General features: G+C 70.8%; 19 protein-coding genes. 17 read left to right on the top strand and 2 right to left on the bottom strand.

Features of this window, described 5'->3' with window-relative positions:
* Nucleotides 1-62 precede the first annotated feature (62 nt).
* The 7 genes from glgX (at nt 63) to BLV76_RS01360 (ending at nt 9,900) form a co-directional block, all read left to right on the top strand.
* Nucleotides 63-2,243, top strand: coding sequence for a glycogen debranching protein GlgX (gene glgX / locus BLV76_RS01395; RefSeq protein ID WP_090967522.1), 2,181 nt, complete (start codon nt 63-65; stop codon nt 2,241-2,243).
* The gene (gene treY, locus BLV76_RS01390; protein ID WP_090967521.1) at nt 2,243-4,558 is read left to right on the top strand and encodes a malto-oligosyltrehalose synthase; all 2,316 of its coding nucleotides are present in this window, start codon (nt 2,243-2,245) and stop codon (nt 4,556-4,558) included. The genes glgX and treY overlap by 1 nt, the downstream gene beginning before the upstream one ends.
* A gap of 1 nt (nt 4,559) precedes the next feature.
* Nucleotides 4,560-6,317 carry a malto-oligosyltrehalose trehalohydrolase gene (gene treZ / locus BLV76_RS01385; protein ID WP_090967520.1) on the top strand — a complete coding sequence of 586 codons (1,758 nt, stop codon included), beginning with the start codon at nt 4,560-4,562 and terminating at the stop codon, nt 6,315-6,317.
* A gap of 75 nt (nt 6,318-6,392) precedes the next feature.
* Entirely contained in the window at nt 6,393-7,187 is a 795-nt protein-coding gene (locus tag BLV76_RS01380; protein ID WP_090967519.1) for an NPCBM/NEW2 domain-containing protein, read from the top strand.
* Nucleotides 7,188-7,351: 164 nt separating this feature from the next.
* The gene (locus BLV76_RS22310) at nt 7,352-8,416 is read left to right on the top strand and encodes a hypothetical protein (RefSeq protein WP_175539520.1); all 1,065 of its coding nucleotides are present in this window, start codon (nt 7,352-7,354) and stop codon (nt 8,414-8,416) included.
* A gap of 51 nt (nt 8,417-8,467) precedes the next feature.
* Nucleotides 8,468-9,583, top strand: a complete 1,116-nt coding sequence (gene prfB / locus BLV76_RS01365) for a peptide chain release factor 2 (RefSeq protein ID WP_090967517.1) — start codon at nt 8,468-8,470, stop codon at nt 9,581-9,583.
* 17 nt (nt 9,584-9,600) lie between these two features.
* Nucleotides 9,601-9,900 (top strand): hypothetical protein, encoded by a 300-nt coding sequence (locus BLV76_RS01360; protein WP_090967516.1) that lies wholly within the window; start codon nt 9,601-9,603, stop codon nt 9,898-9,900.
* A gap of 54 nt (nt 9,901-9,954) precedes the next feature.
* Here the strand turns inward: BLV76_RS01360 and BLV76_RS01355 are convergent, their stop codons facing one another.
* Both BLV76_RS01355 and BLV76_RS01350 read right to left on the bottom strand, forming a co-directional pair.
* Nucleotides 9,955-11,190, bottom strand: a complete 1,236-nt coding sequence (locus tag BLV76_RS01355) for a hypothetical protein (RefSeq protein WP_090967515.1) — start codon at nt 11,188-11,190, stop codon at nt 9,955-9,957.
* On the bottom strand, nt 11,183-11,701 hold the full coding sequence (locus BLV76_RS01350) for a SigE family RNA polymerase sigma factor (protein WP_090967514.1): 519 nt from the start codon (nt 11,699-11,701) through the stop codon (nt 11,183-11,185). Before BLV76_RS01350 ends, BLV76_RS01355 begins: the two co-directional genes overlap by 8 nt.
* A 136-nt stretch (nt 11,702-11,837) precedes the next feature.
* On the opposite strand from BLV76_RS01350, the gene ftsE reads away from it, so the two are divergent.
* The 10 genes from ftsE (at nt 11,838) to BLV76_RS01300 (ending at nt 21,202) form a co-directional block, all read left to right on the top strand.
* Nucleotides 11,838-12,527, top strand: a complete 690-nt coding sequence (gene ftsE / locus BLV76_RS01345) for a cell division ATP-binding protein FtsE (protein WP_090967513.1) — start codon at nt 11,838-11,840, stop codon at nt 12,525-12,527.
* A gap of 38 nt (nt 12,528-12,565) precedes the next feature.
* Nucleotides 12,566-13,477, top strand: a complete 912-nt coding sequence (gene ftsX / locus BLV76_RS01340) for a permease-like cell division protein FtsX (protein ID WP_090967512.1) — start codon at nt 12,566-12,568, stop codon at nt 13,475-13,477.
* Between the two features lie 89 nt (nt 13,478-13,566).
* Nucleotides 13,567-14,844 carry a peptidoglycan DD-metalloendopeptidase family protein gene (locus BLV76_RS01335; protein ID WP_139306432.1) on the top strand — a complete coding sequence of 426 codons (1,278 nt, stop codon included), beginning with the start codon at nt 13,567-13,569 and terminating at the stop codon, nt 14,842-14,844.
* A 33-nt stretch (nt 14,845-14,877) separates the two neighbouring features.
* Nucleotides 14,878-15,357, top strand: coding sequence for an SsrA-binding protein SmpB (gene smpB, locus BLV76_RS01330; protein ID WP_090967510.1), 480 nt, complete (start codon nt 14,878-14,880; stop codon nt 15,355-15,357).
* A complete protein-coding gene (locus BLV76_RS01325) occupies nt 15,357-16,244 on the top strand; it encodes an amidohydrolase family protein (protein WP_090967509.1) in 888 nt (295 codons plus the stop codon). Before smpB ends, BLV76_RS01325 begins: the two co-directional genes overlap by 1 nt.
* A 6-nt stretch (nt 16,245-16,250) precedes the next feature.
* Entirely contained in the window at nt 16,251-16,787 is a 537-nt protein-coding gene (locus BLV76_RS01320) for a VanZ family protein (protein WP_090967508.1), read from the top strand.
* Between the two features lie 111 nt (nt 16,788-16,898).
* Entirely contained in the window at nt 16,899-18,032 is a 1,134-nt protein-coding gene (locus BLV76_RS01315; protein ID WP_090967507.1) for an ROK family transcriptional regulator, read from the top strand.
* A 28-nt stretch (nt 18,033-18,060) separates the two neighbouring features.
* Complete coding sequence (locus tag BLV76_RS01310; protein ID WP_090967506.1) at nt 18,061-19,371, top strand: extracellular solute-binding protein; 1,311 nt, start codon at nt 18,061-18,063, stop codon at nt 19,369-19,371.
* A 134-nt stretch (nt 19,372-19,505) separates the two neighbouring features.
* Complete coding sequence (locus BLV76_RS01305) at nt 19,506-20,417, top strand: carbohydrate ABC transporter permease (protein ID WP_217630225.1); 912 nt, start codon at nt 19,506-19,508, stop codon at nt 20,415-20,417.
* Nucleotides 20,417-21,202, top strand: coding sequence for a carbohydrate ABC transporter permease (locus tag BLV76_RS01300; protein WP_217630224.1), 786 nt, complete (start codon nt 20,417-20,419; stop codon nt 21,200-21,202). Before BLV76_RS01305 ends, BLV76_RS01300 begins: the two co-directional genes overlap by 1 nt.
* Nucleotides 21,203-21,251 lie beyond the last annotated feature (49 nt).

Raw genomic sequence — 21,251 nt, 5'->3', positions numbered from 1 at the left:
GACCCCACCCCACTGGATGAGCGAGGAACGACTACCGGCCGGTCGCCGGTAGCGTCGTCGTCATGACGGAGACCTGGCCCGGAACGGCCTACCCCCTCGGCGCGACCTTCGACGGCAGCGGCACCAACTTCGCGCTCTTCAGCGAGGTCGCGGAGCGCGTCGAGCTGTGCCTGTTCGAGCCCGACCCCGAGCAGCCCGGCGCCTTCGTCGAGACGAAGCTCGAGGTCACCGAGGTCGACGCCTACGTGTGGCACTGCTACATCCCCACCGTCCAGCCCGGCCAGCGCTACGGCTATCGCGTCCACGGGCCGTGGGACCCGACCAAGGGGCTGCGCTGCAACCCGAACAAGCTGCTGCTCGACCCCTACGCCAAGGCGACCGCCGGTGAGATCGACTGGGACCAGTCGCTCTTCGGCTACGACTTCGGCGAGGAGGACAGCAGGAACGACGACGACTCGGCCGCGCACATGACGCACGGCGTCGTGATCAACCCGTTCTTCGACTGGGAGGGCGACCGCCGCCTCGCCATCCCCTACAACGAGTCCTTCATCTACGAGGCGCACGTCAAGGGCCTCACCCAGCTGCACCCCGACGTGCCCGAGGAGCAGCGCGGCACCTACGCCGGGCTCGCGCACCCCTCGATCACCGCCCACCTCACCAAGCTGGGCGTGACCGCGATCGAGCTGATGCCGGTGCACCAGTTCGTCCAGGACTCCACGCTCCTCGACCAGGGCCTGCGCAACTACTGGGGCTACAACACCCTCGGCTTCTTCGCCCCGCACGCCGACTACGCCTCGAGCCAGCAGGGCCAGCAGGTCCAGGAGTTCAAGGCGATGGTCAAGGCGATGCACGCCGCCGGCATCGAGGTCATCCTCGACGTGGTCTACAACCACACCGCCGAGGGCAACCACCTCGGCCCGACGCTGAGCTTCAAGGGCATCGACAACCCGGCCTACTACCGGCTCGTCGAGGACGACCAGCGCTACTACATGGACTACACCGGCACCGGCAACAGCCTCAACGTCCGGCACCCGCACTCGGTGCAGCTGATCATGGACTCGCTGCGCTACTGGGTGACCGAGATGCACGTCGACGGCTTCCGCTTCGACCTCGCCGCGACCCTGGCCCGCGAGTTCTACGACGTCGACAAGCTCTCCACCTTCTTCGAGATGGTGCAGCAGGACCCGGTCGTCAGCCAGGTGAAGCTGATCGCCGAGCCCTGGGACATCGGGCCCGGCGGCTACCAGGTCGGCGGCTTCCCGCCCCAGTGGACCGAGTGGAACGGCGACTACCGCGACACCGTCCGCGACTTCTGGCGCGGCGAGCCGTCGCTGGGCGACTTCGCCTCGCGCCTGTCCGGCTCCTCCGACCTCTACGAGCACTCCGGGCGCCGCCCCTTCGCCAGCATCAACTTCGTCACCGCCCACGACGGCTTCACCCTGCGCGACCTCGTGTCCTACAACGAGAAGCACAACGAGGCCAACGGTGAGGGCAACAACGACGGCGAGAGCCACAACCGGTCGTGGAACCACGGCGTCGAGGGACCGACGGAGGACCCGGAGATCCTGGGGGCGCGGGCCCGCGAGCAGCGCAACTTCATCGCGACGCTGCTGCTCAGCCAGGGCGTCCCGATGCTGCTGCACGGCGACGAGCTCAGCCGCACCCAGGACGGCAACAACAACACCTACGCCCAGGACAGCGAGATCAGCTGGGTCCACTGGGACGACGCCGACAAGCCGCTGATCGAGTTCACCGCGGCGGTGGCCAAGCTGCGCGCCGACCACCCGACCTTCCACCGCAAGCGCTTCTTCACCGGCACGACCGTGCGCACCGGCGACGGCGAGCGCCTCAACGACATCGTCTGGCTGGCGCTCGACGGCGAGCCGATGGCGGACGACGCGTGGGACGACGGGGCGAAGGCCATCGGGATGTACCTCAACGGCAACGGCATCGCCGGCAAGGACGCCCGCGGCGGCACGATCACCGACGCGCACTTCCTCCTCTACTTCAACGCCGACGGGCCGGCGCAGGTGACGCTCCCCCCGGAGGAGTACGCCGCCGCGTGGGACGTCGTGATCGACACGGGTGGGAACGCCGATGCGGAGGCCACGCTGGCTGCCGGCGCGACCTTCGACCTGACCACCCACACCCTCGTCGTCCTGCGCGAGCACACCCCTCCTGCCGAGAGCCCGGACCACTCGGTCGCGGCGTCCCTGGCTGCCAGGACGGGGACGGACGCCTGATGGCACCGACCGACCAGCGGGGGGTGGACCAGCGGAGGCCGCACAGCACGTACCGGCTGCAGGTCAGCCAGGACTTCACCCTCCACGAGGCCGCGGACGTGCTGCCGTACCTCCACGACCTCGGTGTCGACTGGGTCTACCTCTCGCCGCTCCTGGCCTCCGAGCCCGGGAGCACCCACGGCTACGACGTCGTCGCCTTCGACCACGTCGACCCCGAGCGCGGGGGCGAGGAGGGGCTGGCCGCCCTGTCCGCCGAGGCCCGCCGGCTCGGCATGGGCGTCCTCGTCGACATCGTCCCCAACCACGTCGGCGTCGCGACGCCGTCCGAGGACCCGTGGTGGTGGGACGTGCTGCGGCTCGGCCGCGAGTCCGAGCACGCCACCGCCTTCGACGTCGACTGGGCCGCCGGCGACGGGCGCATCGTGATCCCGGTGATCGGCGACGACGACGAGGGCTCGATCCGCATCGAGGGCGGCGAGGTCCGCTACCACGACCAGCGTTTCCCGCTCGCGCCCGGCACGACGACGCTCGAGGAGCAGCACTACGACCTCGTGCACTGGAAGGCCGCGGACGACGACCTCAACTACCGCCGGTTCTTCGCGGTCAACACGCTCGCCGCGGTCCGGGTCGAGGACCCCGAGGTCTTCGCCGAGACCCACGTCGAGATCAGGCGGTGGTTCGACGAGGGCCTGGTCGACGGACTGCGCGTCGACCACCCCGACGGCCTCCGCGACCCCAAGCGCTACCTCGACGACCTCGCCGCCCTCACCGGTGGTGCCTACGTGCTCGTGGAGAAGATCCTCGAGCCCGGCGAGGAGCTGCCCTCGGAGTGGGCGACCGCCGGCACGACCGGTTACGACGCCCTCGCGCTCATCGACCGGCTGCTGACCGACCCCGCCGGCGAGGCTCCGCTCACCGCGCTCGAGAACCGGCTGCGTGGCACGCCGGTCGACTGGACGCGGATGGTCCACGACAACAAGCGCGCCGTCGCCGACGGGATCCTGCACTCCGAGGTCCTGCGGATCACCCGCGAGGTCGCCAAGGTGCAGGAGACCCGGCAGGACACCGAGGACGAGGGTGTCGACGAGGACGCCGTCGCCGACGCGATCGCCGAGCTCCTGGCCTGCTTCCCGGTCTACCGCTCCTACCTCCCCGAGGGACGCGCGCACCTCGACCAGGCCTTCTTCGCGGCCCGCACCGCCCGCCCCGACCTCGGGGCGACGTACGACGCCATCGAGCCCGTGCTCCACGACGAGTGGAGCCAGCCGGCCCGGCGCTTCCAGCAGACCTCCGGCATGGTGATGGCCAAGGGCGTCGAGGACTGCTCCTTCTACCAGTGGTCGCGCCTCACCTCGCTCAACGAGGTCGGTGCGGACCCGTCGATCTTCGCGATCGGCACCGACACCTTCCACGACGCGATGGCCGTCCGCCAGCGCGACTGGCCGGACGCGATGGTCACCCTGTCCACGCACGACACCAAGCGCGGCGAGGACGTCCGCGCCCGGATCACCGTGCTCGCCGAGGAGCCGCGCGAGTGGGAGCAGGCGCTCGACGAGCTGCTGCGGCTCGCACCCGTCCCCGACCCGGGCTTCGGGTCCCTGCTCTGGCAGGCGGTGCTCGGCGCCTGGACGCCCGACCACCTGCCCGACCTCCGGGACCGGCTCCACGGGTACGCCGAGAAGGCGATGCGCGAGGCCGGCGACCGCACGACGTGGACCGAGCCCGACGAGGCCTACGAGGCCGCGGTGCACGCCGCGGTCGACGCCGTCTTCGACGACACCGAGGTGCGGGAGGTCCTCACCGGGCTCGCCACGACGATCGACGCGGCCGCCCAGGCGAACTCGCTGGCGGCCAAGCTGCTCGCGATCACCATCCCCGGCGTGCCCGACGTCTACCAGGGCAGTGAGCTGTGGGAGACGTCGCTGGTCGACCCCGACAACCGGCGTCCGGTCGACTTCGACCACCGCCGCGCCGTGCTCGCCGGGACCGAGGAGGACGACGCGGCCGCCAAGCTCCACGTCACCTGCACGGCGCTCACCCTGCGTCGCGACCGGCCCGAGCTCTTCACCGACTACGAGCCGGTCGGCGCGACCGGCGCCACCGCCGACCACGTCGTGGCCTTCGACCGGGGCGGCGCCATCACCGTCGCCACCCGACTCCCGGTCGGGCTCGCCACCGACGGCGGCTGGGGCGAGACGGTGCTCGACCTCCCTGACGGCACCTGGCACGACGTGCTCACCGGCCTCGACACGGACGGCCGGCTGGCCGACCTGCTCGCCGTGCACCCCGTCGCGCTTCTGGTGAGGAAGGACTGAGATGGCCTCGCCGACCCCCAGAGGACCCTTCGACGTCTGGGCACCCCGCCCCGAGCGCGTCCGGCTGGTCATCGACAGCGACGGCGGTGGCGTCGTCGAGATGCGACGCGGCGACGACGGCTGGTGGAGCCCGGCCGAGCCGCTCCCGGTGCGGGCCGAGCACGACTACGTCGACTACGGCTACCTCCTCGACGACGACCCGGAGCCGCGTCCCGACCCGAGGTCGCGCCGCCAGCCCGGCGGCGTGCACGAGCTCTCGCGGCAGGAGCGGTCGACGTACGAGTGGCAGGACTCCGGCTGGACGGGCCGCCAGCTCGCCGGGTCGGTGATCTACGAGCTGCACGTCGGGACCTTCACCCCCGACGGAACCCTCGACTCCGCGATCGGCCGGCTCGACCACCTCCTCGACATCGGCGTCGACCTGGTCGAGGTGATGCCGGTCAACGCCTTCAACGGCACGCACAACTGGGGCTACGACGGCGTCGGCTGGTACGCCGTCCACGAGGGGTACGGCGGCCCGGACGCCTACCGACGCTTCGTCGACGCCTGCCACGCCAAGGGCCTCGGTGTCGTGCAGGACGTCGTCCACAACCACCTGGGCCCGTCGGGCAACTACCTGCCGCTGTTCGGGCCCTACCTGAAGGACGGCCGCAACACCTGGGGCGATCTGGTCAACCTCGACGGCGAGGGGTCGGCCGAGGTGCGGCGCTACATCCTCGACAACGTGCGGATGTGGTTCGAGGACCTCCACGTCGACGCGCTGCGGCTCGACGCCGTGCACGCGCTCAGCGACACCTCCGAGGTGCACCTGCTCGAGCAGATGGCCGTCGAGACGGCGACGCTGTCGGCCCAGCTGCGTCGGCCGCTGACCCTGATCGCCGAGTCCGACCTCAACGACACGCTGCTGGTGAAGCCGCGCGAGGCCGGTGGCTACGGGCTCGACGCCCAGTGGAGCGACGACTTCCACCACGCGGTCCACGTCGCCCTCAGTGGCGAGACGGCCGGCTACTACGCCGACTTCGAGCCGCTCGAGGCGCTGGCCAAGGTCATCGAGAAGGGCTTCTTCCACGACGGGACCTGGTCGTCGTTCCGCGAGCGCGACCACGGGCGCCCGGTCGACACCGCGCGGATGCCGGCCTGGCGGCTCGTGGTGACCAACCAGAACCACGACCAGATCGGCAACCGCGCCCGCGGCGACCGGCTGGCCGAGCACCTCGACGACGACCAGCTCGCGTGCGCCGCGCTGCTCACGCTGACCGCGCCCTTCACGCCGATGCTGTTCATGGGCGAGGAGTGGGCGGCCTCGTCGCCGTTCCAGTTCTTCACCTCGCACCCCGAGCCCGAGCTCGGCCGCGCGACGGCAGAGGGCCGGATCGCGGAGTTCGAGAAGATGGGCTGGGACCCGGCAGAGGTGCCCGATCCGCAGGACCCCGAGACCTTCCTGCGCTCCAAGCTCGACTGGAGCGAGCTCACCGAGGGCCGCCACGCCGTCGTGCTCGACTGCTACCGGCGCCTCGCCCGCCTGCGGCGCGACCTCGAGCAGCTGACCGACCCCGACTTCGCGGCGGTGTCGTGCTCGGTCGACGGGCGGCTGTTCACCATGCGGCGCGGCGACCTGCTCGTGCTCGTCAACGCGGGCGAGACCGAGGTCAGCGTCGAGGTGGACGCGAGCGAGGTGCTCTTCGAGACGCCGTCGGGAGTCACGCTCGACGACGCCGTCCTGACGATCCCTCCGCACGGCGGCGCCCTGCTCCGGTAGCCGACAACTTTTCCGGTGGGACCGGAGTCTCCCTCGCGAACAGGCCGACAGGGCCACTGCACGAGGGGGAACCTCATGAACCGCACCACCGCCTGGGTCGCGCTCGCCGGCCTCGCCGCGAGCTCGCTCGCTCTCACAGCGCCTGCGCAGGCTGCTCCCGAGCACGCGTCCACGAAGGCCGGCACCTACTCGGTCTCCGCCTCGATCAACGAGACCACCGCCATCGGCAAGGAGACCGTCCTCAAGATCCGCGGCCGGGTCAGCCCGAAGGCCGCGGGGGAGAAGGTCGTCCTCCAGCAGCGGGTCGACGGCAAGAAGAAGTGGAAGGCCACCGGCACCACGAAGGTCAGGGCCAACGGCACCTACAAGGTGACCGACGACCCGTCGACGCCCGGCACGCGTGAGTACCGCGTGGTCAAGCCGGCCTCCAACGGCTACGGCCAGGGCATCAGCAAGACCCTCGAGGTCGAGGTCTACTCGTGGGGCAGGCTCACGTCCCGCACGGCCGGGCCCCTGACCAACATGGGCTACCGCGGCGTGACCATCGGCACGGAGTACTTCGGCCAGAGCCTGGCCACCGTCACCGCCGGGTCGCCGTCCTCCGTGGAGTACACGCTGGGTCGCAAGTGCACCGAGCTGCGCGCGACGTACGCCCTCACCGACGACTCCGCGACCGGCGCGACCGGCTCGGTGACGGTCAGCGCCGACGGCTCGGTCCTCGGCTCGCACGCGCTCTCGGTCGGCACGATCGTCGCCGACGACACGATCGACCTCGACGGCGTGTTCCGGCTCCGGATCGACGCCACCGCGAGCGCCACGCCTGCCGCGATCACCGCGATCGCGACGCCCGAGGTGCTCTGCACGCGCTGACGCCGCAGCCGGCGAGGGCCGGCACCGAGACCGACGACGGCAGGTACGACCCGGGGTTACAGGCCCCCGGGAAGTGCCTGCCGTCGTCTTGTCGGGTCCGCGGGACGACCTTGGACGCGCCCGATATCTTTACTTTCGCTGTCACTCGCTCGGGAAGGACGACGATGGACGACCTGCAGGGGCCGCCCACCAGGAGCGCACGACTCGCCCCCTCGCGCCGCTCCGTGACCAGAGGAGCCGCCTGGAGCGTCCCGGTGATCGCGGTGGCAGCCGCCGCACCGGCGTACGCCGCCAGCTTCACGTGGACCCGGTCCGCCGCGGGCAGCTACACGCTGACGATCCCCGCCGGCGTGCGCGTCTTCACCTTCGACCTGGCCGGCGCCGGCGGTGGCGGCAGCGCGTCGTTCTCCGGCGGCAACGGTGGTCGGGTGACCGGCACGGTCACGCTGGCCGCCAACCAGACGGGTCAGGTCCTGACGGTCGTCGTCGGGGCCGGCGGCGGAGAGGGCATCGGCACGTCAGGCACTGCGGGGGTCGGTGGCACCGGCTTCGGCAAGGGAGGTGACGGCGGCAGGGGCACGAGCATCTACGGCGGTGCCGGCGGTGGCGGTACCGCGATCCTCATCGGATCCTCGCCGATCGCGGTCGGCGGGGGCGGCGGCGGGAAGGGGTCGACCAGCGTCAACAACGTCACTGGCGGCGCCAACCCGACCAACACCTCGATCACCACTCCGGGCAACGGCGGCAGCTCACTGGGCTCGGCCGGCGCCGGTGCGGGCGAGGCGTCCCAGACCGCCGGCACGATCGTCCTGTCTGCGGGTGGCGGCGGTGGCGCCGGCCCACTAGCGGTGGGTTCAGCGGGAGGCGCGGGCACCGGTGCGGGCAGCGGTGCCGCGGGTACGGCTGGTGGCAACCTGGGTTCGGGCTCCAACGGCGGAGGTGACGGCGCGGCCGGCGCACAGCGCTCCACCGGCGGCGCCGGTGGTGGAGGTGGCGGCTACCGGGGCGGCGGCTCGGGCGGTGTCCGCAGCTCCACCGCACCCAGCAACACGCAGGCGTTCGCCGACTCGGGAGGCGCAGGCGGGGCGGGCTCCTGCTACACCGGTGGCATCCTCGTCACCGCGACGGTCAGCAACGCCACGTCGCCGGTCAGCGCGGGCAACGCGGGCAAGGGGACGACCGCTGCTGCGCAGAAGGGCGACGACGGATACGTGACCATCACGTACTGAGGGCGCTACTGCTTCGACACCCCTCACGCACGAGCCGTACTGTTGGCTCTTGTGGCAGGCATCGACTACGACGCAGAGATCAAGCAGCTCCAGGCGACCATGAAGACGGTCGGCCAGGTCCTCAACCTCGACCGCATGCGCGGTGAGATCGCCGACCTCAGCGAGCAGGTCGCGGCGCCCGACCTCTGGGACGACGTGGAGAGCGCCACCCGCATCACCGGACGCCTCTCGGCGCTGCAGGGCGAGATGGACCGCTACACCGGTCTCGAGTCCCGCATCGAGGACCTCGGCCTCATGGTCGAGATGGCGCAGGAGGAGGGCGACGCCGACACGCTCGCCGACTCCGAGACGGAGCTCGGCCGGATCAAGAAGTCGGTCGAGTCCCTCGAGATCCGCACCCTGCTCTCGGGGGAGTACGACGAGCGCGAGGCGATCGTGACGATCCGCTCGGGCGCCGGTGGCGTCGACGCCGCCGACTTCGCCGAGATGCTCATGCGGATGTACACGCGCTGGGCCGAGCAGCACAAGTACGGCGTCGAGGTCTACGACGTCTCCTACGCCGAGGAGGCGGGCATCAAGTCCGCCGAGTTCGCCATCCACGCGCCCTACGCCTACGGCACCCTGTCGGTCGAGGCCGGCACCCACCGCCTGGTGCGGATCAGCCCCTTCGACAACCAGGGCCGCCGCCAGACGTCGTTCGCGGCCGTCGAGGTCGTCCCGGTCCTCGAGCAGACCGACGAGGTCGAGGTCGACGAGAACGACCTGCGCGTCGACGTCTTCCGCTCCGGCGGTCCCGGCGGCCAGTCGGTCAACACGACCGACTCGGCGGTCCGCCTCACGCACCTGCCGACCGGCATCGTCGTGTCCTGCCAGAACGAGAAGTCGCAGCTGCAGAACAAGGCGTCCGCGATGGTCGTGCTCAAGGCCAAGTTGCTCGCGAAGGCCAAGGCCGAGGAGGCGGCGCTGAAGAAGGACCTCAAGGGCGACGTCCAGGCCAGCTGGGGTGACCAGATGCGCAACTATGTCCTCAACCCCTACCAGATCGTCAAGGACCTGCGGACCGGCCACGAGTCCGGCAACCCCAGCTCGGTCTTCGACGGCGACCTCGACGACTTCATGGAGGCCGGCATCCGCTGGCGCCGGGGTGCGGAGAAGGTCGACGCCTGACCCCTAGGGTTCTGCCCATGGGACTCTTCAGCAAGCCGGAGGTCATCGGCCCCGGAGGCACGAACGACGCCGACCGTTCCCGCATCGCCGGGCTCGAGCAGCGCGTGGCCCGGCTCGAGGCGCAGCTCGCCCAGCTGACGGCCGCGCCCGCCGGGACCGTGGCTGCGGCCGCGGTCGCTGCCACCGAGGACTGGACGGCCGAGGTCCGCAGGCTCGTCGCCGATGACAAGCTGATCCACGCGATCAAGCTCTACCGCGAGAAGACCGGGTGCGGACTCCGGGAGGCCAAGGAGGCCGTCGAGGCGATGCAGCGCTGACCCTTACGTCATGGGGATCCCCGGTTCGCACCGAGGATCCCCATGACGTCGGCGTCACTCCCAGGGGATCCGCAGCCAGTCGTCCATCACGCGAGCGACGTCGTCGCCGACGCCGGCCGGCATGGCGTCCGCGGCACCGCCCACCCCGGTGACCATCGCGCGGTCGCCGACCGCGTGCAGCCACAGGGCGCCGTGGCCGGCCTGTCCGCCGACGTCGTACGTCACGAGGGTGACGCCCGCCGCGACCGTCGTGAGTGACATCCGGGGGTCGGTGCACGAGCGGATCTGGTCGAGCATGCGCTCGATGTTGGCAGGACCGGTGGTCTCGTCGTCGAAGCCGCCGATCTGCCAGGAGACGCCTCGCGGCGTGCCCGAGCCAGACGCGCTGACGCTCCCGGAGTCGACCTGTGCCGAGAGGCACGGAGCGTTCGGGATGGTGGATGCGGTGGCCCGTGAGGTGGCCTTCCAGCCGGCGAGGGCGCGGGTCAGGTCACTGTCCATCACCGGGGGTAGCTGCGGCTTCGCGTCCGGATCAACGGCGTTCGGGTCACCGTCGGACTGCTCCTGGCTCTCACCCGACCGGAGGCCTGCGACGACCGCCTCGGCCACCCGGTCGGCCACCGCTCCGGGTGCGACCCCGGCGCGGCCGGCGATCTCGAGCGTGAGCCGCTCGGTGCCGATCTGCGCGGTCCAGACGTCGGTCATCGCCGTGCGCGGCTCGCTCGGCGCCTCCGCGTAGTGCCAGACCTCGACGCCGTCGACGGTCGCGGTGGTGGCGCCCCGGCAGGTGGCGTAGGCCTCGGACTGCGCAGCCTCGGCGGTCGCGACATCGGGGTACTGGCCGAACGTCGCCGTCGTCATGGCGAACTCGCTGCCGACGAACTGCGAGATCCCCCACCCGACCTGCGGCTGCTTCTCGGTCAGCGTGTCGTCGCTGAGGCACTCGGGCATCGTGTAGCTGCCGCCTCCCTTGGGTGAGTTCGGACTCCACGCCTCCCAGCCCGAGAGCCACCCGGCCGTCGCCGTCTCCAGCGCCGCGGCGTCGAGCGGCTGCGCAGCACCGTTGGCGGCCACTCCGTCCACGTTCGCGGACATCATCCGCGGCACGGTCAGCCCACCGCCCACGACGACGAGGGTGGCGAGCGCGACGGCACCGACGCGCGTACGGCGTCGCTTCCGCACGGTGGCCATCGCGGCGGGGGCGCCGGGGCCGGGGGAGCGGGCGAGGTCGCGGGTGAGCGCGTCGAAGGCGCGGTCCAGGGCCGGGTCGAGCTGGTCGATGTCAGGCATGGGTGTGTGCTCCGTTCGGCTCGTCTGCCGGGTGGTCGGTGAGGAGGAGGGCGAGGGCGGCGCGACCCCGGGACAGCCGGGCCTTGACGGTCCCGGCCGGGCACCGCTCGATGCGGGCGACCTCGTCGACGGGCAGGTCGGCGAGGTGGTGCAGGACGACAGCCCGTCGCTGGGCCTCGGGGATCTCGAGCAGTGCCCGGACCAGTGCGGTCGAGGTCTCGTCGGGTGGTGGCACGTGCGCCTCGCTGCGGTTGCGGGCGAGCCAGGCCGCGGCGACCTTCGTCCGACGCCAGCGGCTGACCGAGAGCCGGGTCGCCACCTGGCGCACCCAGGCGGCCGGCTGGTCGTAGCGCGCGACCCGGCTCCAGTGCTGCCAGGCCCGGACGTAGGCCTCCTGGGCGATCTCCTCGGCCACTCCACGGTCTCCCGTGAGCCCGTAGGTCACCGCGAGCGTGCGCGACCACGTGGCTTCGTAGAAGTCCGCGAAGTCGCCCTCGGCTCCGTCCCGCATCCGTTCCCCCGTCGACCTGCTCGTCAGGGCGCCCCTGTCGGGCGCCGTCACCCACCCAACACGCCCACCGCGGGTGATCGGTTGCACCGCGGCGCGGGTTTCCGGTTCACGTCCACCCCTCACGTAGCCTCGATGCGTGATTCGCTTCGAGAAGGTCACCAAGACCTATCCCGGCCACCCCCACGCGGCGCTCGACAACATCTCCGTCGACGTCGAGAAGGGGGAGTTCGTCTTCCTCGTGGGCTCCTCGGGATCCGGCAAGTCGACCTTCCTGCGCCTCGTGCTCCGCGAGTACCGGCCGACGTCGGGCAAGGTCTACGTCGCCGGCAAGGAGATCAACCGGCTCGCCGGCTGGAAGGTGCCCCGCCTGCGCCGCGACATCGGCACCGTCTTCCAGGACTTCCGGCTGCTGCCCAACAAGACCGTCACGGAGAACGTCGCCTTCGCGCTCCAGGTCATCGGCAAGTCGCGCAAGGAGATCAAGGACGTCGTGCCCGAGACCCTCGAGCTCGTGGGGCTCGACGGCAAGGGCGACCGGATGCCCGACGAGCTCTCCGGTGGTGAGCAGCAGCGCGTCGCCGTGGCGCGCGCGTTCGTCAACCGGCCGATGATCCTGATCGCCGACGAGCCGACCGGAAATCTCGACCCGACCACGTCGGTCGGCATCATGAAGCTCCTCGACCGCATCAACCGCACCGGTACGACGGTGGTGATGGCCACGCACGACTCCGGGATCGTCGACCAGATGCGCAAGCGCGTCATCGAGCTCGAGAACGGCCACGTCGTGCGCGACCAGGCGCAGGGCGTCTACGGCCACCAGAACTGACGCCCCACCGACCTCAGCAGATCGAGAGCCCCCACTCCATGCAGCTTCGTTACGTCTTCTCCGAGCTCGGCCAGGGCCTGCGGCGCAACCTGTCCATGCACCTCGCCGTCGTGCTCACCCTCTTCGTCTCGCTCACGCTGGTCGGGCTCGGCCTGATGTTCCAGCAGCAGGCGACCAAGGCAGCCGAGCAGTGGGGCAACCAGCTCCAGATCACGGTGTTCCTGTGCCGCAACGGCGACAGCAACCCGACCTGTCCCAACGCCGTCACCGACGCGCAGAAGGTCGAGATCGAGCAGGTCGTCGAGGACAACCCCGAGGTCAAGGACTTCCACTTCGAGTCCAGCGAGACCGCCCTGGAGAAGGCCAAGGAGCTCTACGACGAGAGCATCTTCACCGGCGACAACCCGGTGCTCACGGCCGACGACATGCCGCAGACCGTGTGGATCACGCTCAACGACCCGGAGGAGTACGAAGGCATCACCAGCGCCGTCCAGGGGCTCGACGGGGTGTCGCGGGTCCAGGACCTGCGCCAGATCATCTCCCCGATCCTCGGCGCGCTGAACCTGCTGCAGTGGGTCGCGCTGGTGACGGCCGGCGTCCTGGTCCTCGCCGCGCTCCTGCTCGTGGCCAACACGATCCGCCTCGCCGCCTTCGCCCGGCGCCGGGAGATCGGCATCATGCGGCTGGTCGGCGCCTCGACGCTCTACATCGCGCTGCCCTTCCTCCTCGAGGCGCTGGTCACCGCCGTGCTCGGTGTGGCGCTGGCCGGCGGAGCGCTCGCGGCCGTCCAGCAGTTCGGCATCGAGGGCCGCGGCGACGACACCTTGAAGTTCATCCCGTGGATCGGCTGGCAGGAGTTCCGCGTGGCGCTGGGCGCCGTCGCGATCCTCGGTCCGCTGCTCACGTTGCTCCCGACACTCGTGTTGACGCGCAAATACCTCAAAGTGTGAGCCGGGCGGGTTAGCGTCATCTCGCCTGCCCGTGGCTCGGCTCGTGGGAGGCACCCTTCCCCGCTTCCCCAACGCAAAGGCTTCCCCCGGTGCGTCCCTTCCCCCGTACCTCCCTGCCCCGTGCCGCCCAGCGTCGCATGGCCGCAGCCCTCGTCGCCGTCCTGGCGCTGACGGTGACGGCAGCCCACGCCGACGACCTCAAGGACAAGAAGGACAAGGTCGAGCAGGAGCTCAAGGGCGCCCACCAGGACCTCGACGAGTCCAGCTCGCAGCTCGCGACGGCCACCGCGCGGCTCGACGCCGCCAAGTCGCAGCTCGTGACGGCCCAGGCCGACCTCGCCACCGCGCGCGGCAAGGTCGAGGTCGCCCAGGAGCGCGACGCGGAGATGCAGGCCGAGCTGGCCACGGCCGAGCAGGACCTCGTCGACGCCGAGGCCGCGCTGACGCAGGGCACGGCCGACCGCGAGGCCCAGCGCCAGAAGGTCGCCAACACCGTCGCCGACATGTACTCCGAGGGCGACCCGGAGCTGATCGCCTTCTCTTCGCTCCTCGAGGCCGACTCGACCGAGGAGCTCACCCGGCGCAACGGCGTGCGCGACGTCATCGTGGGGCAGGAGGCGAGGGCGTACGACGAGCTGAAGGCCGCCGAGGTGCTCCTCGAGGTCACCGAGCAGCAGGTCTCCGACGCGCGTGACGACGTCGCCGCCAAGCGCGAGGCCGCCGCCGAGCACCTCACCCTGATGCAGCAGCTCGAGACCGAGCAGCAGGCGGCCAAGGACGCCGTCGTCGCCCTGGTCGTCGAGCGGCGCGACGCCCGGGTCGACGCCCGCAAGGCGCGCGCCTCGGACGTCGCCAAGATCAAGAAGCTCGAGCAGGAGCAGAAGGCGCTGCAGGAGAAGCTGCGTCAGCGAGCGCTCGCCGCGCTGCGCCGCGAGCGCGCCGCCGGCCGCTCCACCGCGACCGGACCCACCGCGGGCACGCTCCTGCACCCGGTCGACGGCTACGTCACCTCACCCTTCGGCTACCGCGAGCACCCGATCTACCACTACTGGGGCCTGCACGACGGCGTCGACTTCGGCGGCGGCTGCGGCACGCCGGAGCGCGCCTCCGCGCCCGGCAAGGTGGTCGCCTCCTACTGGAGCGACGTCTACGGCAACCGCCTGGTCATCGACCTCGGCGTGATCGCCGGTCGCGGTGTCTCGATCATCTACAACCACGCCGAGCGCTACACGGTCGGCGTCGGCGACGTGGTCCAGGAGGGCCAGGTCGTCGGCTACGAGGGCTCGACCGGCTGGTCGACCGGCTGCCACCTCCACTTCACGGTGATGGAGAACGGCACGGCCGTCGACCCCATGGCCTACTTCTGATTCCGATTGGACACCGCCTGAGAGAATGGCGGGATGCCGAAGGAGCAGGGCCAGAAGATGGTGGCGCAGAACAAGAAGGCGCGCCACGACTACCACATCGAGGACACGTGGGAGGCCGGCCTCGTCCTCATGGGGACCGAGGTGAAGTCGCTCCGCCAGGGCCGTGCGTCTCTGGTCGACGGCTTCGCCGAGATCGAGAACGGCGAGGCGTACCTGCTCGGGGTGCACATCCCCGAGTACAGCCAGGGCACGTGGACCAACCACGCCTCCCGCCGACGACGCAAGCTGCTGCTCAACCGCTCCGAGATCGACAAGATCGAGCGCAAGATCACCGACAAGGGCTACACGATCGTCCCGCTGTCGCTCTACTTCAAGGACGGGCGCGCCAAGGTCGAGATCGCCCTCGCCAAGGGCAAGAAGTCCTACGACAAGCGGCACACGCTGGCCGAGCGCACGGCCAACCGGGAGAAGGTCGAGGCGGTCCAGCGCCGGCTCAAGGGCCACCGGGACTGATGCCCGAGCCCCTCGAGCCCACGGCGTTCGCAGAGCAGCTCGGACTGCCCGGCCTGATCGACCTGCACACCCACTTCCTGCCGCCGCGGGTGATGGCCAAGGTCCGCGCGCAGTTCGACTCCGCCGGCCCGCTCATCGGCCGCCCGTGGCCGCTGCGCTACCGCGACGAGGACGACGTGCTGGTCGAGACGCTGCGCACGTTCGGCGTGCGCCGCTTCACCGCGCTGCCCTACGCCCACAAGCCCGACATGGCCGAGTTCCTCAACGACTGGGCAGCGGGGTTCGCGGAGCGGGTGCCTGAGGCGGCGGTCTGCGGCACCTTCTTCCCCGAGCCCGGCGCGGCGTCGTACGTCGCCGCGCGCACCGACCCGTCGCCGCACCGGGTGGAGGTCTGGAAGGTGCACGTGCAGGTCGGCGCATTCAGCGTCACCGACCCGCTGCTCGACGAGGCGTGGGGCATCGTCGCCGAGGCCGGCACCCCGGTCGTCCTCCACGCGGGCAGCGGCCCGGTCGCCACCGAGCACACGGGTCCCGGACCGGTCGCCGCACTGCTCGCGCGCCACCCGCGGCTGCGGCTGGTGATCGCCCACGCCGGCGCGCCGGAGTACGCCGACTTCCTCCGGCTCGCGGAGGACCACGAGCGGGTCGCGCTGGACACGACGATGGCGTTCACGCCGTTCTTCGAGGAGATGGGCGGGGCCTACCCGCGCGAGCTGCTGCCCCGGCTGCGCGACCTCGGCCTGGACGGGCGGGTGCACCTCGGCAGCGACTTCCCGAACATCCCCTACGCCTACGGCGACCAGCTCTCGGGCCTCGCCTCGCTCGACCTCGGCGACGACTGGCTGCGCGCCGTGTGCTGGCACAACACCGCAGCACTCCTGGACTGACGCCACGTGTTCCGCGAGGTCCCGGTGCTCCCGGTCGTCCTGCCCCTCGGCGCAGCCGTCTGCCTGCTGCTGGTCTGGAGGTTGCACCGCCGCAGGATCTTCACGTGGCCGCGCGCGGCCGTCGCGCTCGCGCTCGGCGTGTATGCCGGCGGCATCGTGGCCAACACGGTCTTCCCGATCTTCCTCGACAAGCCGGCGCGGAGCGCCGAGTGGGACACCTACCTCGCCCTGACCCCGATCGCCGGCTACGGCGTCGCGGACGCCGTGACCAACGTCGTCGTCCTCGCGCCGCTCGGGGTGCTCGTGTCGCTGGTCCTCGCCCGGCCGACGTGGTGGCGCGTCGTCGCCGTCGCGGCCGCGGCCAGCCTGGGCATCGAGACGACGCAGTACGTCACGGCGCTCACCCTGGGCGGCGGTCACGTCGCCGACGTCAACGACCTGCTCTTCAACGTCGTCGGGGGAGCACTCGGCCTGGCCGTGCTGGCCGTCCTGGCGCGTGTCCCCGCCGTCGCCCGGCTCGTCGACCGGTTCCGCTGGCGCTGACCGGCGCGGGCACCGCCCTTTACTTCCCGGGCGCGGGGAGGGAAGGTAAAAGAAGTCCCGGACGTCGCAGACCCCTTGACGACGATAAGTAAGTGCGATGAACTAACTAATGTGACCTCGCACACTCCAGTCGGACGCCAGCTGCGGCCGCAGGGCAAGCTCCTCCAGGAGGACGCCCGGCGGCACCATCGCTCGCTGCTCCTGCAGCAGCTCTTCCGCGAGGGCCCGGCCAGCCGGGCCGACCTCGCGAGGGCCAGCGGGCTGACCCGCGTCACCGTCTCCGACCTCGTGGGCGAGATGCTCGCCGACGGGTTCGTGACCGAGCTCGGCGCGCCTGCCGGGAGCCGGGTCGGCAAGCCCCCCACGCTCGTGGGCCTGGCGGCCGACTCGCACCACATCATCGGCCTCGACCTGTCCGAGACCGACCGCATGTCCGGCGCCGTGGTCAACCTCGCCGGCACCGTCCAGGCCCGGCACGAGGTCCACGTCGACGGCGCGGAGGGGGAGCGGGCCGTCGAGCTCGTCCAGCGGCTCACGACCGAGCTCGTCGCGATGACCGAGCGCCCCTTGCTCGGCATCGGCGTGGGCAGCCCCGGCATCGTCGACCCCGCGGGCACCGTGATCGACGCGCCCAACCTCGCCTGGCAGGACACCCCGCTGGCGGCGCGCCTCGCGGAGGCATTCGACGTCCCGGTCTACGTCGCCAACGACGCCAACACCGCGGTGATGGGTGAGCACACCTTCGGCGAGTCCGGTGACGGCGGCCTGATGGTGCTGCGCGTCGGGACCGGTGTCGGAGCAGGCTTCGTGCTCGGCGGCTCGCTCCTCCACGGCCACCTCGGTGCCGCGGGCGAGATCGGCCACGTCGTGGTCGACGTCGACGGTGAGCTGTGTGCCTGCGGTCGCACCGGCTGCCTGGAGACCCTCCTGTCGGCGCCGCGCCTCCGGCGCCGCGTCGGGGAGCCCGACGTGGACGCCCCCGCCGCGCTCTCCGACGTCGGCAAGAGGCTGGGAGAGGTGCTGGCGCCGATCGTCGCCGCGCTCAACCTGCACGAGATCGTGCTGAGCGGCCCCGCGGAGCTGCTCGACGGTCCGCTGCTCGACGCAGCCGACCGGACCATCCGCGAGCGGACGATGCCGATCAGCTCCACGGGGCTGGCCGTCCGCACCTCCAAGCTCGGCGAGGACGTCGTGGTCGTGGGAGCGGCCGTGCTCGTCCTCTCCGCAGAGCTGGGCGTCTCCTGACGTCCCGGACGCCCAGAAGGAACATTTCATGAGAGGGAACAACACAGTGGTGCGCATCAAGAAGTCATTGACCGGTGTGGCTGTCGCCGCACTCGCGCTGACCACGCTGGCCGCGTGCGGCAGCGACGACAGCAGCTCGTCGAGCGAGGACGGCGGTCCCGAGAGCGCGGACATCCGGGTCTGGCTCAACGGCACGGACACCCCGCAGGAGGCTCGCGACTGGCTCAAGAAGACGTTCGAGGACGAGAACCCCGGCTCCACGCTCACCATCGAGCAGCAGGAGTGGGACGGCCTGGTCGAGAAGCTGACGACCTCGCTCTCCAGCGCGTCCGAGACGCCTGACGTCGTCGAGATCGGCAACACGCAGGCCCCGACCTTCACCTCGGCCGGCGCGTTCGCCGACCTCACCGGTGACCTCGGTGACCTCGGTGGCGACGACCTGCTGCCGGGCTTCGTGGAGGGTGCGACCGTCGACGGCAAGACCTACGCCGTTCCCTACTACGCAGGCTCGAAGTACATCTTCTACCGCAAGGACCTCCTCAAGAAGGCCGGTCTCGACGTGCCGACCACGCTCGACGAGTTCGTCGACACGGCCATCAAGCTCAAGGAGGCCAACCCCAAGCCGGCCAACTTCTCGGGCTTCTGGTTCCCCGGCCAGGACTGGCGCAACGGCGCCGCGTTCGTCTGGGCGGCCGGCGGCGACCTCGCGGTCGACGACGGCGGCACCTGGTCCGGCGACCTGACCGCCGACGGCTCGATCGCCGGCCTGGAGATGGCCCAGCAGCTGTTCGAGGACGCCTCCGGCGCGCCGAAGGACGGCAACGAGGCCGACCCGTGGACCCCGTTCTGCGCGGGTGAGGTCGGCATGATGTCGACCCCCGGCTGGGTCAAGGGCCTGATCGAGGCCGACGACACCGGCTGCCCGGACACCTTCGCCAAGCAGATGGGCGTCTTCGCCCTGCCGGGCAACGACGGCTCGCCCGCCCCGGTGCTGCTCGGTGGCTCCGACCTGGCCGTCGCCGCGAAGTCGCCCAACCAGGACCTCGCCCAGGAGGCGATCGCCCTCATGCTGAGCGACGACTACCAGACGATCCTAGCCAAGGCCGGCCTCACGCCCGCCAAGGTCTCGCTCGCCTCGGAGCTCGGTGACGACGAGTACGCCCAGGCCACGATCGAGGCCGCGTCCAACGCCAAGCTCACCCCGGCCGCGCCGGGCTGGGCCACGGTCGAGGGCTCCCGCGTCCTGGAGGACCTCTTCAGCGCCATCGCCCAGGGCGGTGACGTCGAGGAGCTCGCCAGCAAGGCCGACGAGCAGATGAACGGCCAGCTGAACGGCTGACCCGCACCACCCGATCCGGCTCCGGCGGGGGCGGCTCCATCGCCGCCCCCGCCGCTGCCTGCCCCCACCACGACCACGTGCCAGACCCCATGCCAGACCCCATGCCAGACCCCATGCCAGAGAGGAGCAGAGCCATGAGTGAGCGCGCCGACCGCGCCCGCGCCGCGTCCCTGCCCTACCTCCTCATCACCCCGGCGGTGCTCGCCCTGTGCCTGGCGCTGGGCTACCCGCTCGTCCGCCAGGTGGTGCTGTCCTTCCAGGAGTTCGGCCTCGCCCAGCAGTTCGGCACCCCGCCGGAGTGGGTCGGGCTGGAGAACTACCGCGACCTGGTGACCGACGCCTACCTGTGGAAGGTCACCCTCCGCACGATCGTCTTCTGCCTCGTCAACGCCGCCGTCACGATGGTGGTCGGCGTCGGCCTCGCGCTGGTCATGCGCGCGATGTCGAAGGGCGTACGTCTGCTCGCCCAGACCGGGCTGCTGCTCGCGTGGGCGATGCCGGTGGTCGCCTCGCTCACCGTGTGGCAGTGGCTGTTCGACACCCAGTACGGCGTCGTCAACTACCTGCTGACCGCACTGGGCGGCGACTTCCAGGGCCACGGCTGGCTGCTGCGGCCGCTCTCGTTCTACTTCGTCGCGACCGTGATCATCGTCTGGATGAGCGTGCCGTTCGTCGCGTTCACGGTGTACGCCGCCCTCACCCAGGTGCCGGAGGAGCTGATGGAGGCCGCCGAGATCGACGGCGCCGGGATGGGCCAGCGACTGCGCTACGTCATCATCCCGAGCATCCGGCCCGTCCTGATGGTCGTCGGCCTGCTCCAGGTCATCTGGGACCTGCGCGTCTTCGCGCAGATCTACATCCTCCAGAAGGCCGGCGGCAGCGCGACCGACACCAACCTGCTCGGCACCTACATCTACCGGCTCGGCATCGGCGGTGGTGACTTCGGCACGTCGGCCGCGGTCGCGATCTTCATGCTCGCGCTCACCGTCGTCCTGACCGCCCCCTACGTCCGGTCCATGATCCGGCAGGAGAGGAACCAGGCCTGATGTCCCGGACCACGTCCCGTCCCGCCCGCTGGCTGGCCAACACCGTCGGCGTGATCACCTTCGTGGTCGCCGCCTTCCCCGTCTACTGGATGGTCAACAGCTCGTTCCTCGACCGCAACGAGATCCGCAACCCGGTGCCGACCTGGGTGCCGTTCGGCGGCGACCTCGACAACTTCCGCACGGTCTTCGAGACCGACCAGTTCGTCAACGCGCTGAAGATGAGCCTGATGGTCACCGGCCTCACGATCGTGGTGTCGCTCGCCTTCGCGTTCGTCGCGGCGGTCGCCGTCTCGCGCTTCCGGTTCAAGGGCCGGATGTCGTTCATCGTCACGCTGCTCGTGATCCAGATGATCCCGGTCGAGGGCCTGTTCATCTCCCAGTACAAGATGCTCGAGACGATGGAACTGCTCAACACCGTGGTCGGCCTGACGATCGTCTACGTCGCCGGCGTGCTGCCCTTCACGATCTGGACGCTGCGCGGCTTCGTCGCCGGGGTGCCCTACGAGCTCGAGGAGGCGGCCATGATGGACGGCTGCACCCGCATCCAGGCGTTCTTCCGGATCACCTTCCCGCTGCTCGCACCGGGCCTCGTCGCCACGGGCGTCTTCGGCTTCATCCAGGCCTGGAACGAGTTCACCCTCGCCCTGGTCGTGATGACCCGTGAGGAGAAGCGCACGCTCCCGCTGTGGCTGTCGACCTTCACCGACGTCAACAGCGGCACCGACTGGGGGGCATCATGGCCGGCTCGACGCTCATCGCGGTGCCCGTCATCATCTTCTTCCTGATCGTCCAGGGACGGATGGTCAGCGGCCTCACCGCAGGTGCGGTGAAGGG

This window comes from Nocardioides exalbidus (assembly GCF_900105585.1).
GTDB lineage: Bacteria > Actinomycetota > Actinomycetes > Propionibacteriales > Nocardioidaceae > Nocardioides > Nocardioides exalbidus.
This window is presented reverse-complemented; position numbering and strand designations above follow the sequence as displayed.